This is a genomic window from Yersinia sp. 2540 StPb PI, from assembly GCF_052217165.1.
Lineage (GTDB): Bacteria > Pseudomonadota > Gammaproteobacteria > Enterobacterales > Enterobacteriaceae > Yersinia > Yersinia enterocolitica_E.
Window position 1 is genome coordinate 4,896,005 of record NZ_JAZGQC010000001.1, and the last position, 14,201, is coordinate 4,910,205.

Here is a 14,201-nt window from a genome sequence, read left to right on the forward strand (position 1 = left end):
CTCTCATCGCCCTCACTCTTGCCAGATAAGATTGAGGGCATTCTCACACTTTCTTATAACCTCTCAAATCAGCGGGTGCGACGGAAGGTTAAGTTAATGCGATAAGCGCCGGTCGTAGCGGAAAAACCGGCTTTCAATGGCAGTACACCGTGGTAGTTCAAACGGGAAGGCCCACCCCAGACCACAACATCCCCTTGCGTTAATAAGACTCTCTGGCATTTAGCCTCACGCGTCAGCCCACCAAATTGAAATACCGCAGCTAGCCCCAGCGATACCGAGACTATTGGCTGACGCAGATCCAGCTCATCTTTATCCTGATGTAATGATAATTTAGCCCCTGCCTCGTAGCGATTTATCAGGCAGGCATCTGGCTCAAATTGAGAGAAACCCGCTTGTTGCGCGGCATCGACTGCTAATGTCATAAAACTTGCCGGAATGGCAGGCCAGTTTTTCTCAGTCAAAGGATCAACCGGGCTATAGCGATAACCTTGCATATCACTCACCCAACCAACCTGACCACAATTACTCATGGCAACCGACATCCGGTAACCGCCGGGGGTGATGAGATGGCGAAAAGGCGCGGCAGTGGTGATAGCAATAACATCAGCAAATAATAATGCGGCCTGCTGCCGTGCATAATGATGTAAAACAACCGCACCGGGCGCTAACGTTTCAATCCAGGGATCATGAGGCAACTGATCAAATAAATCCATGGTCATAAAGGCACCTACTGTAGTTATCACTGTTTAGTGATTAAGACTTTAACAGTTTACTCTTCACCCCACACACTATCACTTGCGATCAATTCATATCGGTTAGCCCAGTTGTTATCGCCCTGCCAGAGAAATTTATCCTGTTAAATTATCGTCTATTAACTTTCGCCACCAATAAAAACAAATATTATATTTAATAGAGTAAAATTATAAAAATGAAAGACCAAAAGCAAAAACAGAAGAATACTAGGAAGATAGATTTATTTAACCCTTTAAATAAAAGAAAAAGAGAATCTCGGGTAAGAATATGTAATGAAACATAATAAACAACACCACAACAAAATTAATTAACCGCTTGTTAATAATAATTATCAAATGCAAAAATACATACAAATAGCCTTTAAAGAAGATTGAGAATTAGAATAGAGACAAAGCATGACATTCTTAATAATCTTAAATTACTGAAAGAACACATAACGTCTTATATAGGATAGGTAACCATCAGTATGGAGACAAATGAGATTATGTTTAAATTAGAAGGAACGGTGCTATTTTCCCCTACGCAACGTTGCTTAAATGGTCCTGACGGCTCGGTGGTAATATTAACTGAAAATAATCTTAGGTTTTTACAACTGCTACTTAGTGGTGTAACAGAAAAAGAGCAGATTATTAATCAGGTATGGAAAGAACAACGCGGAGCTGTAAGTGAAAGTAGCTACTACGGGCAGCTCTATATGTTGCGAAAAGCATTTCTTCAGGTCGGGCTGAAAGAATCACTTATTCATACCATCCCACGTAAAGGTGTCCGCTATACCGGTTCTGTTAGTCAGATTGTCATCAATGATGAAGCTGAACAACAAATGCACCCAGACCCCCTTATCACTGCTACATCTAATAAGGAGCAGCTTGCGCCAGTAACTCAACCATTCAAGCCAGGGGCTGGCGTAATATCCCCTGTCGCGACACAACAAAGTTTTTTACACAGTTACCGTTGGAAGAAACTTATTTCTCTGTTGGCCTTTTTCTCTTTCTGCTGGCTCTCATTTCTCACAACGCTAATTATTATCATCTTGTTTAATGGGGATAAACCGCACTCCGGATAGTAATAATAAGATGAGGGTAATTTTAAAAGATTAAATGATGGTAATAAAAAGGCCAACGTTCAAAAAAAACAGTTAAATAGTTGTCACTACCAGCGAGACTGATTATATCGAGTCGGTTCGGATCGAGTCGGATCGGATAGTAGATAAATAACGAGAAGTAGACTCTTTACATCTCAAATCTTAAAAATAGGGAATACTCCCTTATCATTTAAAAGGAAAACTAACATGATGGATTTAATCACTAAAGGTTACGTTGTTACTCAACTTAAAACTCAAGAGTTTTTGAAAGACAATCGTGGTTCTATTATTGAGTACGTTATGGTGATTGCATTGGCAGGCGTATTTATTACGTTGGCAAGGCCAACCCTAATCACCTTAGTACAAGGGGCCATTGATAGTGCCAGAACAGCAATAGCGCCAACAGCGGGCTAAGTATCGCATCGTAATATTAATATTTATCAGGCTTTTCACATGGCAACTTACCGTTGCCATGTTTTTATTGTAGGAAAAATGATGGATGTAATAAAATTATCCTTAATAATACTGCTAGCATTACAGCTACTGCTCGTTTGTTATAGCGATATATGCAACCGAATTATCAGTAATAAATTTATTATTTCTATTATATTCAGTTCCATAGCGTTGGGGTATACAACAAACAGCACGGTTAACATCACCATTCCACTTTTTTCATTACTAATGGGTTATATAATATTTCATTTTAAAATTATCGGTGGGGGCGATGTAAAACTCATTACTGCCCTGCTGTTGGCGCTCACCGCAGAACAATCACTAGATTTCATTATCTATACCGCCATTATGGGCGGAGTGGTAATGATAATAGGTATGTTGATTAACAAACGCGATATTCAACAGCGAGGAGTCCCCTATGCGGTTGCGATTACCTCGGGCTTTTTATTATCGCTATTCACCTAAAAAATAAAGACCCGTCAATTAAGTAATAATACAAGGTTATTTTAATGAATCGTAAGTTTCTTTTATTATTTTCAATCCTGATTGTCGCCATCGGGGCTGCCGGCATTATGATCAATACCAAGAATGATGAACATACACCCTATAATTTCATCGATTCAAATAAAGAAAAAGAAGTTGAGATTGTCCTGGCACAGTCAACACATGATCTCTCTTCAGGTACCCTACTGACTCAAAACGATTATGCACTAAAAGCCATCATGGTACCTGAATCAAGTGAATTAATAAAAAGCAACATGTCAGGAAAAACAGGCATCAACAGTCATTTACTGAAAGTAAACCTTGCAGCGGGTTCATATATTACAACAGCAGTTTTGGCTTCACCCGACAGTGATGAATTCAATTACCTTAACTTAAAAAAAGGGGAAGTCATTTATAAATTCAATATTAATCAGAACAATGGGTATTTGTTGGACACATTGCAGGTAGGTGATTCCCTCTCATTTCAATTAAGAGTGCTTGAGACAGACAAAAACAAAGGTATGAATAGTGGCACAGTGATTAACACGAAAGAGTTGAGCGATAAAAAAAGTCAAACCTTTTCGTTGAATGAAATCATTCCCGCAATGAGAGTAATAAGAATAAAAAAGTATTCGACAGACGAATTATCAGAAAAAAATAACAAAAATCAAAAGACTGAAGAGGTCGTAACTGGTTATATATCCGTCATCATTAAAAGGGAGGAACTAGACATCATTCATATTGCAGAAAAGTCGGGTGATATCGTTCTGGCGCCGAGTATAGTTACTGGCAATAATCAATCAACAAATATATATGACATTATACCTAAACTACGCATAACAAGAGAGCTAAGAGGATGAGAACACCCAGGCCAGAATATATCAGTTGGAATAAACTGTTTTTACTCTTCGCCATTGCAATCGGCCAAATAATTGTCAATCAGGCATATGCCAAGCCTGTTTACTTATCGTCAGGCGAATCATATATCATAAAGACAGAGGAGGAGATTGATACTGTTTTTGTCTCCGCCGCTGCGATTGCTGATTATGAACTGGTTGGTAAAAATAGCATTATTGTTTATGCAAAAAAAGAAGGAATAGCAGAGTTTATCTTATTTAATAAAGATAATCATCCAATGAAAAAAACTGCCGTCATGGTAAATGACATTATTACCTCAGCCTATCAGAGAATAAAAATTGAATATCCTGATAGCAACATAGAAATCAATAAAATTGGTAATGGCTATCTGCTAACGGGTAAAGCAGAGTCAGAAGAGGCGAAAGACACTATTGCAGCTATTGTCGGTGAAGCAATAAACAAGAAAAGAGAGAAGAATCGCGAAGATCAACATTTTAATAACCCTGATTACTTAGGGGTAATTAATAAGATTAAACTCCCTGAATCTAACCAGGTAAATGTGAAATTAACCATTGCTGAGGTGACTAAAGACTTTAGTGAGAATATAGGGGTAGATTGGAGCAGCATCAACGAAGCATCTGTTGGCTCCTTTCAGTTTTTAAAATTCAATGCCACCGGAATTAGCACATTAGTTCATGCCATTAATGATGATTCTATTGCTCGTGTTCTGGCCGAACCTAATCTATCGGTACTGTCCGGTGAAAGTGCCTCATTTTTAGTTGGTGGCGAAATACCAATGTTTAATACCACCCAAAACAGCACCGTAATTAAATACAAAACTTATGGTATCAAGCTAAACATTGCGGCCAAGGTAAATGAAAAAAATCGTATCCGCATTAGCATGGAAGAAGAGGTCAGTAGTGTAGATAAAGTATTTAACGTCGAAGGGGGTAATTCGTATCCTTCATTACGTACACGTAAGGCAGCGACCACATTAGAACTTGGTGATGGTGAAAGCTTTATTCTAGGTGGTTTGATCAGTAAATCAGAGCGGGAATCCCTTAAAAAGATCCCCTTCATTGGTGATATTCCTATATTAGGGGCATTTTTCCGCAATGCACAAACGCAAAAGAATCAAACCGAACTGGTGGTCGTCGCCACCGTCAGCCTGGTAAAGCCGGTTGCCGGAAAGGACGTAGAATTACCTGATTTTATGCACACATCAACACTGGAACGCTTATTTAATTTCACTCATATAATGGAAATAAAAAGAAAAAAAGTGGCTAAGGAATTCCTACGAAAAGGTGGTTTTATAAAATGAAACTATGGATAGTTGGCAGTATTATCTTTCTCTCCAGCGTTGCACACGCCTCATTTATTATCGAGCCAAATGAGAATGACCAGGCCTGTTCATTAGCTAAAAGAGACTTGTTAGCAACAGATAAAAATCAGTTATTATCTACACCTGTTTTGCAAAGAGATAATGAGCGACGATGCAAATATCAACTCAATGATTATCGGATATCCCGGGATAGCGAAGTAGGATGCGCATTAAATAAAAATAGAATTCTTTCAAAATCACGCAATCAAAGTAATTGCTTTTAATGGTGACATATGCAATTAATTCTTAACAAAGATTCAATAAACAAAAAAATAATAAGATAAAAAACACCATTGCTATTATTTCCAGCAGAGAATGGCTGCGCGAAGAAACCGCGGAGAAAGTCAGGCTTGCCGATATTAATGATATTAAATCATTTGATGAGAATATTTTTCTCGTACCAAAAATAAATTTATCCGATAAAATTATTGGTGCTATTATTGATATCGGGAGTAATGATGATATTGCAAAAACATTAGATTTAATAAAAATTCTTATCCCGCGTGACTGTTGGTGTGTTTTAGTTGGCGATATTGATTCAATTGGTATCGCCCAACAATTCATTCAACGTGGAATACTATACTTAAATATAAAGTCACAGTTGTCTGAGTTGACGCAACATTTACTCAAAGGCATTCCGATTGAGTCTGAAAGAAAAGCTTTTTTTATCAGTGTATTGGGCTGTAAGGGAGGCATCGGAACCACCCTACTCAGTTATCACTTAGCAACCGCTATCACACAGATAAAGCAATCACCAACCCTATTATTACAGGGCAATAATGGATCTCAGGATCTTGATCTTGTTACAGAAAAAAAGATGGTTACAGAAATAACCGAATATCAAAATAATTTATCTCTTATGTTCGGCAAAGGGAAAGATATAGCTGAAATTGATGGACACAGAGATATAAAACACAATTTTATTGTATTTGATCAACCGATTCATAACGTACCAAAAGAAAAACTCACTGATTATATAGAACACGCTAATTGCATTATCGTATTGCTCGATAATAGTATGATGTCAGTTCGTGTCGCTAAAACGTTTATTGATATTTATGAAAGATTTAAACGAGACAACAGGCAAGCAACCCGACTATTAGTCTGTTTAAATGAAAGCAGACCAATAACAAGAGATATGCTGGATACTTCCGACATTCCGTCATTACTTGGGCGTAAGATAGATATACGAATCCCTTTCATACATAAAACAACGGAATCATTAAGTGATAAAAATTACTTTGGCCGAAAGAAAACCATAATAACCGAATTGGCAAAATACACATTAGGCATAACCATTGATTTATCAAACAAGAGAAAATTATGGTTAAGAAAACTTCTAAAAGGTAAAAGCTAAAAATGAACATATCATTAATCATCCAAGAAAAAATACGAGAAAAAATGCTGGCTAACATTGATATCGATAAAGTAGAACATCTGGTTGATGATTATGACAAACTTTTTGATTTACTTTCACAAACATACGATGATTTATTTAATGACAATCAATATAGATTAAACACTCAGCAGCAAAAAGATATTATTGCAACGATAGCCGATGAGATTACCGGTTTTGGCCCGTTAAGAGAACTGATGGAAGATGAGTCTATTAGCGATATTATGGTCAATGGCCCTGAAAAGATATTTGTTGAACGTTATGGGTTGCTAACCTTAACCAACCGCCGTTTTATTAATAACAATCAACTGACTGATATTGCCAAACGCCTGATGCAAAGAGTCAATCGCCGTATTGATGAAGGTAGACCGTTAGCGGATGCACGCCTAATTGATGGTAGCCGAATCAATGTGGCAATCGGCCCAATCACATTGGATGGCACGGCACTTTCGATTCGAAAATTCAGTACCAACAAACGAAAACTAGAAGATCTGGTTAATATGGGTGCCATGAGCAGTGATATGGCTAATTTCTTGATCATTGCTGCCAGTTGCCGGGTCAATATTATTATCTCTGGTGGCACAGGCTCAGGAAAAACAACACTGCTCAACGCATTATCAAAATATATTTCTGAAAACGAAAGAGTTATCACCTTAGAAGATGCCGCCGAGTTAAATCTTGAACAACCCCATGTAGTTCGAATGGAGACACGGCTCGCCGGGCTAGAGAATACCGGGCAAATAACAATGCGAGATTTAGTGATAAACTCACTACGAATGCGCCCCGATAGGATAATTATCGGGGAGTGCCGTGGCGAGGAAACATTTGAAATGCTTCAGGCAATGAATACCGGCCATAATGGCTCTATGTCCACCTTACATGCTAATTCTCCCCGCGATGCTATTGCCCGACTCGAAAGCATGATCATGATGGGGCCAGTTAATATGCCCATATTTACTATTCGCCGAAATATTGCTTCCGCCATCAATCTTATTGTGCAAGTTTCACGCATGAATGATGGTTCACGAAAAGTACGCCATATAAGTGAAATTATGGGAATGGAAGGGGATAATGTCGTATTACAAAATATATTCTCATTTGAACCGTCCAAAGAGCGTGACGAACAGGGGAAAATTCAAGGCGAATTTATTAATCATGGTTTATTCAGCCGATCCGCTGTGAGGGTGAATGCTGATATATACAGCTTATCAAATGAACTAAGTAGTATTTTCTCCACGGTGAAACAATGATTTACAATATAATACTTTTATCTGGGATTCTATTACTTTTACTCATTAACTTAAAATGGATAAAAATAAAGAAGACCATAAGTAAAAACCCAAAAAAAACCACTATCAATGATTTTTTCCTTACGTCATTACTAAAAAAGATAGTCAATGAATGGATTAAGTATTTATTAAGCATTGATAAAAACAAAAATAAAATGCATATAGCCATGCCTATCGGTTATGCAATATGCATTTACATTATAAATAAAACATGGTTTGGGATAAATACTCTGGTGGTATTGACATTTATTTTGTTCAGTATCATATTTTTTCAAATACGCTTTTCGCGTAAAAATAATCACAAGCTATTTAAAAGAGATTTCCCAGAGGTCTTGTTGATGATTAATATGGCGGCCAGTAGCGGTGCCAGTATTAACCAGGTATTAGAACGTTGTGGGAAAGAGGTCGCTGGGCCATTAGGGAATGAATTAAGCCTTATTTGCCGCCGATTGAATGTGGGAGAGTCTCCTGAAACTGTTTTTTATGATGCCTATCAACGCTTTCGTTACCCCGAGTTTTACTTTCTTATCACCATCATTTTACTTAACTTGCAACAAGGTGGGCAATTAAGAGAACTTACCAGTCGATTGTCCCAAGTGATAACAAAAAGCAAAACATCCGAACAGAAGAAAGCCGTGATGACGGCACAAACACGGATGTCAGTAAATATTCTCTCTATCATACCTTTTGTATTCTCTCTTTTTCTTTACTTTATGGATCCAACGACTATTGAGTCAATGTGGAACCATCCTACTGGTAGGATTATTTTTTATTATATTATCTCCAGCGAGATAATTGGGATAGCACTGATAAGGTCAATGCTTAGGAAGGCACTATGAATATAATTTTTATTGCCATGGTACTATTTGGTTTTATCTCATTACTCATTAGCAAGAAAAAATACAATAAGAAAGAAATATATAATAAAATTAACAATGACCATGTTTTATCCTCTAAACGTGAAATAAAAAAGTCAGAAAACAAAAAAGAAATTGAGCTATCTTCTTTTATAAAATTACCTTATATACTTCAAAAGGTGACTTATTTAAAGATATTGATTATCTCGCTATTTCTGATAGTGATGACTATATTAGTGAAAACTAGCTTCATCGCGACTAATAGCATGAGTTTCATTATGATTTGTTTACTTATGCTGATAGCAACTATATATCTACCAAAAGTTATTATCAGAAATATTGTGAATAAAAAAATAAAAAACATGTTAAATTCACTACCCTTTTTTATCGATATTACTGCTGCCTGTGTCCAATCAGGAATGACTATAGATAGCGCACTAAGCTATACGGCTAAAAGATTCAAATTAATCAATATTGATTTAAGTTTGATTGTAGAAAAAATAACTAAGCGCGCAGAAATTAATGGGCTAGAGAGTGCGATTAAAGAATTTCAACAACTTTCAACTGAAATAGAAATAAAAATGTTTTGCAGTGCACTACAATACAGTATCAGTTTCGGCTCAACCGTTTATGAACAACTAATAAAACTCTCCCAAGATATGAGAGAAATGCAATTGTTAGTTACAGAAGAGAAAAACAGTAAGCTATCAACAAAACTGACTTTCCCTATGTTTATTTTTATTCTTATTCCTTTTGTTGTGTTAGTTATAGCACCTAGCGTTTTGGAGTTACTCAAATATGTACAAACAATGTAAAAAAACCATTACCACTTCACTTTTAATTTTTATGATAAGTGGTTGCTCCTTGAATAGTGGTATAAGTAATAAAGAGTTTCTATATCGTGAGAGTATCTTGCTAAAAGCAAATAATCATGCCGGATTGATCACTTTATACCGAACAAAATTAAAACAAAAAGAAGATGATACGATAAGGCTAAAACTGGCTAACGCCTACTATCTTACCGGCGACACCAAGTCATCTTTATATTATTTACAACCGATGATTAACAAGCCGAGTGAGTCTATATATATTTTGCAAGCCAAAAACCTGATTAATAATAATGATTCGACAAATGCCATAACAGTTATAAATAAATTATTAACTATTTCTCCTAATAATGCAGAAGCTCACAACTTACACGGCATTGTATTGGCTAATAGTGGTAAAGTGCGTAAAGCAGAAGTGGCTATTGAAAAATCGCGGGCCTTATTTATTCCTGATGAGACGGCAATGAATAATCTTGCTGTAGTAGCAATGCTTGATAACCGTTATAGCGATGCAGTGAGAATATTATTACCTGATTATTTGGCGGGTAAAAAAAGCTCTTTAAGGTTACATAACCTGGTCTTTTCACTGATTCAACTCGGTGATACAACCTATGCAAAAAAAATCATTATTGCTGAAAAAATGGCTAAAGACCCGGATGAGTTAATACTCGCCCTAAGTCAAGTTCAGAGCCTTCAGCAAGAGAGATTAAGTGATAAAGGTGCGTAAATGAGTAAGATGAGAGAGCAATTCTCTTGTTCAAATGAGGGGTCGGTTACTATTGAGTTTACGGTAGTCTTTGTTCTATTTTTATTGACGTTACTCTCCTGTGCAGAGATAAGCCGTTTGCTCTATATCTCTGCCAGTTTAGATCTGGCGGTTTCAGAAGCAGTAAAATCGACTAAGAATAGAGAGGACAGCAATAGTGCCATATTGAGGCAAAGTTTAACTGCTCAGAATGGTATTTTAGGTGCTTTCATAACAAATAATAATGCGATTAATACTACTGTAGAATTTAGCAATAATATATCTGATCTCATTAATCAGATATACTCAGGCTCCGAAACGTCGCCACTGGCCAAATACACAGTAACTTATATCTATCACCCTCTTTTTTTCCCTATTCCCTCACACTGGGCTAATATCCAGTTATCACGCGAGGTGATTTTTGTACAAGAAAATCAATAATATAGACTTTATTAAAAACAACAATGGCTCAGCTATTATAGAGTTTTCATTTGTCATTTTTATAATAATGCTATTAATAAAACTATTGATTTCAGTGACTGAATATCAATCAACCGTAGGTAAACTGGATCGAATATCATATTCGCTTGCCGGAATAATTCGGGAAAGGAATAAGCTATATTCTGACGACGAAACGCTAACTCAAAATAATGTTAATGATTTAACAACTCTGGCGAGAAATATGCTATTAACCTCGGGTATATCCAGTAATGATTTCGCAATAACAGTTGAAACATTACATTTTAATCCCACTGAATCAGCAGCGCCTGGTAATAAGATTATTAATGATACTAAGAGTGAAGAGTTTAGCGTCGGTACTTGTCATCCCATTAGGTTGTTGCGTGACATGGCCGATTTATCACCTTTCAGTAATCGTGGCCGATGGGTGCCACTGTACCAGGTGACCTTATGTTTACCTGCCCCCACAGGGTATCAAGCGTTGTTTAGCCAGATAGAATCCATCCCTATATTAAGGTCATCAGCGGTAACTATCGAGCGTTAATCCTGGCGAGGATGAGCTTATTTATAAAACAGAGGCTATTTATGATAAAAAATAGATTTACTCACGTTAAAGTACGACTATTGGTGTCATTGATAAAGAATGAGCAGGGGGCTATCTTATTGCCCTTTATTATATTTTTGCCCCTGGTTATTGGGCTAATATTTTTTTCTTTTGAGCTAACTCATTTTTTACAAAAAAAAGCTAAACTCTCAGATGCAATGGAGCAAGCAACATTAGCACTGACCGTAGAAAATAATAATAGCATTCCGAGTGTAACTCAAATAGCGCAGAATGAAGCCGTAGTGAGTTATTATGCTCATGCTTACCTGCCAGCAGAAATATTTTCAGTACCCACTATCGATATAATCAATAATAATAACAGGATTGAATATGCGGCTGAGATCAATATGAGCTACTCCGCCCAATTTTTATCTAACAATCCGTTAACCAATTTAGGTGCAATGATAAGTGCAACAGATAGGGGAACGGCACGAAAAAACATAATCAGTGCGCCGATAGAGAAAATAGATGTGGTTTTTGTTGTAGATTATTCCACTTCAATGGATGAGTCATTTAATAATGGAGAGTCAACTAAAAAAATAGATACATTAAGAAGAATATTTAAAAGTTTAAATGACACCATATTGAGAAATGACAGTGTTAAGACTATTGGATTTGTTCCATTTACATGGGGAACTAAAACTATCGAAGATCATGCCGTTCAGAAAAGAATATATTGCCACTTCCCTTTCGTCCCTAAAACGTATATGCCATTGGGTGATTATCTTAAAAATGTTAAAGTCTGTGACAAAGACACAAAAGATCAGACCATGTGTACTATAGAAAATAATATTGACTACGATAAGACCATTAACTCTATTACTAATACCACCGCCCCTCATGATTTTATTAACATACCTATAGATGATGTTATATCCAATTCCTATTGTCTAAAAACATCAAATGCTTATACTCTAAGTTCTGATGATCTAACCAATGATAATATTCAGAGAAATATAGAGCAAGAAGTTGAGGGCGATACATTAGTAAGCTCTGGGATATTAGCTGGAAATAAATTACTGAAAGAATCGAATTCTACAAATAGTAACAAGTTAATGATCATTCTGTCTGACGGCAGTGACAGTGGTAATGGCATTACAATTACATCAACGCTTATGGAAAAAGAAATGTGCGATAAAATAAAAGAAAATAATATCAGAATGGCATTTATTGCTATTGGATACTCAGAAGAACATAAAACAACAAATAAGTCATATAACATTGATTGGAACAAGTGTGTCGGTGAAGGCAATTATTATGAGGCATACAATGCTCATGAGTTAGAAGCCAGCCTCCGTCAGGCATTGAGCTCAACAAAAACGCCTGAAGTTGGCCGTAATATACCTAAAAACTGATGATCAGGTGCGGTGACATTCACCGCACCTGTTTTGATTATTTCGCGCCGCCCGCTTCCATACCGACTAAGCCAACCTTGAGATAACCTGATTTACGCAGTGCATCCATCACGCTCATCAGGGTTTCATAATCCACCACTTTATCCGCCTGGAAGAAAATGGTGGTTTCTTTATTAGATTGCGTCACTTTATCCAGCGCTGCCGCCAGGGTATCGCGGTCAACCTGCTGATCACCGACATAAAGCTGATTATCGGCTTTAACTGTCAGGAATACCGGTTTTTCCGGCCGTGGCTGTGGTACCGCTGAAGACGCCGGTAAATCCACTTTAATATCGACTGTTGCCAATGGTGCTGCCACCATAAAGATTATCAGCAGTACCAACATTACATCGATAAAGGGTGTCACGTTGATTTCGTGTAATTCACCGCTTTCATCAAGATTGTCATTCATGCGCATAGCCATAAATCACCCCGCACGCAATTGGTGAGGATGCTTAGATGACTTTGCCTCAGCGCTGCTCGCCAGATCAAGGTCGCGGCTTAATAGCAGCAATACTTGGGCGGCAACGTCACCCACCTGTGCACGGTAACTACCAATTAAGCGAGCAAATATATTGTAGATAACTACCGCAGGGATTGCTGCGACCAGACCTAACGCCGTTGCCAGCAAGGCTTCGGCGATACCCGGTGCAACAACAGCCAGATTGGTGGTTTGCGAATGAGCAATACCAATAAAGCTGTTCATAATGCCCCATACGGTGCCAAACAACCCGACAAACGGTGAGATTGCACCGATAGTAGCCAGGAACCCATTGCCTTTACCCATTTGGCGACCAATGGCTGCTACACGGCGTTCCAGCCGGAAAGCCGTACGCTCTTTAATGCCATTGTTATCATTGGATTCTGTCGACAATAGGCGCTCGTTTTGCGCTTCTCGTAGCAGTAAGGCACTAATGCTATCGGTGCTAAAAGCCTCCGCCCGCTCAGACGCGGTATCCATATCAGTCACAGCCCCGATAACTTCATGTTCTTGCTGCAAACGGCGGCGAGCACGGAATAACTCAGTACCTTTGGAGAACAAAATAGTCCAGGTTACGATTGAGGCTAACACCAGACCAATCATCACCCCTTTAACCACCACGTCGGCATGTTGATACATGCCCCAAACAGAGAGATCCATTGCCAACCCTTGTGGTGCTGGAGCTGTTAGTGGCTGAACCGCTGGCGCTGATGTGGCAGGGGCAACATCGTCTGCATTAGCAGGAGTTGCCGCGACTGGGGTGATTTCCGGCGCAGGTAACGGTGTTGATGTTGCCGTTGGTGTGGCAACAGATGCAGCGACTGCACTGCTGTTGCCTGGCGCGGCCTGTACATGGCCTGCCAAACCGGCCACCAGCAATAATGCCATTACGCCTGCTATCATCCGGCCTTGCACGAATGATTTATCTTTAATCTCTTTGCCAGCTATTTTCACGCTGTGCCTCCACCCAATATGCAGATCAATTTAAGGACGAAATCAGGTGCCGATCATATCAAACAAATCGGGGATTGATAGTAATTATCATTAGTATTTGAGACGATTTTTTAAGAATGAAAGAGAATTATTCTGATTGAAACAATTATGTAAATTAATAGAAATGATAGCGACCTTAATTATTCC

16 protein-coding genes and 1 pseudogene are annotated in these 14,201 nt (G+C 38.0%); 14 read left to right on the plus strand and 3 right to left on the minus strand.

Going from position 1 to position 14,201, the window contains the following annotated elements:
* Window positions 1-68 precede the first annotated feature (68 nt).
* Window positions 69-719 (minus strand): DNA oxidative demethylase AlkB, encoded by a 651-nt coding sequence (gene alkB, locus V1956_RS22815; protein WP_372560515.1) that lies wholly within the window; start codon window positions 717-719, stop codon window positions 69-71.
* A 500-nt stretch (window positions 720-1,219) separates the two neighbouring features.
* Between alkB and V1956_RS22820 the strand changes: the two genes are divergently transcribed.
* From V1956_RS22820 to V1956_RS22885, 14 genes and pseudogenes are all read left to right on the plus strand, one after another.
* Entirely contained in the window at window positions 1,220-1,816 is a 597-nt protein-coding gene (locus V1956_RS22820; protein ID WP_442825735.1) for a winged helix-turn-helix domain-containing protein, read from the plus strand.
* A 225-nt stretch (window positions 1,817-2,041) separates the two neighbouring features.
* Entirely contained in the window at window positions 2,042-2,248 is a 207-nt protein-coding gene (locus V1956_RS22825; RefSeq protein WP_420075548.1) for a pilus assembly protein, read from the plus strand.
* A gap of 81 nt (window positions 2,249-2,329) precedes the next feature.
* Window positions 2,330-2,752, plus strand: a complete 423-nt coding sequence (locus V1956_RS22830) for an A24 family peptidase (protein ID WP_442825844.1) — start codon at window positions 2,330-2,332, stop codon at window positions 2,750-2,752.
* Between the two features lie 44 nt (window positions 2,753-2,796).
* The gene (locus V1956_RS22835; protein WP_420072549.1) at window positions 2,797-3,630 is read left to right on the plus strand and encodes a tight adherance operon protein; all 834 of its coding nucleotides are present in this window, start codon (window positions 2,797-2,799) and stop codon (window positions 3,628-3,630) included.
* Window positions 3,627-4,949 (plus strand): type II and III secretion system protein family protein, encoded by a 1,323-nt coding sequence (locus V1956_RS22840; protein WP_442825736.1) that lies wholly within the window; start codon window positions 3,627-3,629, stop codon window positions 4,947-4,949. The genes V1956_RS22835 and V1956_RS22840 overlap by 4 nt, the downstream gene beginning before the upstream one ends.
* Window positions 4,946-5,233 carry a hypothetical protein gene (locus tag V1956_RS22845; protein WP_442825737.1) on the plus strand — a complete coding sequence of 96 codons (288 nt, stop codon included), beginning with the start codon at window positions 4,946-4,948 and terminating at the stop codon, window positions 5,231-5,233. Before V1956_RS22840 ends, V1956_RS22845 begins: the two co-directional genes overlap by 4 nt.
* 9 nt (window positions 5,234-5,242) lie before the next feature.
* Window positions 5,243-6,366 (plus strand): annotated as a pseudogene (locus tag V1956_RS22850) (pilus assembly protein CpaE).
* 2 nt (window positions 6,367-6,368) lie between these two features.
* Window positions 6,369-7,655, plus strand: a complete 1,287-nt coding sequence (locus V1956_RS22855) for a CpaF family protein (protein ID WP_420072485.1) — start codon at window positions 6,369-6,371, stop codon at window positions 7,653-7,655.
* A complete protein-coding gene (locus tag V1956_RS22860) occupies window positions 7,652-8,533 on the plus strand; it encodes a type II secretion system F family protein (RefSeq protein WP_442825738.1) in 882 nt (293 codons plus the stop codon). The genes V1956_RS22855 and V1956_RS22860 overlap by 4 nt, the downstream gene beginning before the upstream one ends.
* On the plus strand, window positions 8,530-9,366 hold the full coding sequence (locus V1956_RS22865) for a type II secretion system F family protein (protein WP_442825739.1): 837 nt from the start codon (window positions 8,530-8,532) through the stop codon (window positions 9,364-9,366). Before V1956_RS22860 ends, V1956_RS22865 begins: the two co-directional genes overlap by 4 nt.
* The gene (locus tag V1956_RS22870; protein ID WP_372560505.1) at window positions 9,350-10,105 is read left to right on the plus strand and encodes a tetratricopeptide repeat protein; all 756 of its coding nucleotides are present in this window, start codon (window positions 9,350-9,352) and stop codon (window positions 10,103-10,105) included. The genes V1956_RS22865 and V1956_RS22870 overlap by 17 nt, the downstream gene beginning before the upstream one ends.
* A gap of 9 nt (window positions 10,106-10,114) precedes the next feature.
* On the plus strand, window positions 10,115-10,564 hold the full coding sequence (locus V1956_RS22875) for a TadE/TadG family type IV pilus assembly protein (RefSeq protein ID WP_442825845.1): 450 nt from the start codon (window positions 10,115-10,117) through the stop codon (window positions 10,562-10,564).
* Window positions 10,545-11,126: a tight adherence pilus pseudopilin TadF gene (gene tadF, locus V1956_RS22880; RefSeq protein WP_420072499.1), complete on the plus strand. Its 582-nt coding sequence runs from the start codon at window positions 10,545-10,547 to the stop codon at window positions 11,124-11,126. Before V1956_RS22875 ends, tadF begins: the two co-directional genes overlap by 20 nt.
* Before the next feature lie 41 nt (window positions 11,127-11,167).
* Window positions 11,168-12,541 (plus strand): pilus assembly protein, encoded by a 1,374-nt coding sequence (locus V1956_RS22885; RefSeq protein ID WP_442825740.1) that lies wholly within the window; start codon window positions 11,168-11,170, stop codon window positions 12,539-12,541.
* 37 nt (window positions 12,542-12,578) lie between these two features.
* On the opposite strand, the gene exbD is transcribed toward V1956_RS22885, so the two are convergent.
* Together exbD and exbB are read right to left on the minus strand one after the other, a co-directional pair.
* Window positions 12,579-13,004, minus strand: a complete 426-nt coding sequence (gene exbD, locus V1956_RS22890) for a TonB system transport protein ExbD (RefSeq protein ID WP_004390102.1) — start codon at window positions 13,002-13,004, stop codon at window positions 12,579-12,581.
* A gap of 3 nt (window positions 13,005-13,007) precedes the next feature.
* Window positions 13,008-14,015, minus strand: coding sequence for a tol-pal system-associated acyl-CoA thioesterase (gene exbB / locus V1956_RS22895; RefSeq protein ID WP_420070736.1), 1,008 nt, complete (start codon window positions 14,013-14,015; stop codon window positions 13,008-13,010).
* Between the last annotated feature and the right edge of the window lie 186 nt (window positions 14,016-14,201).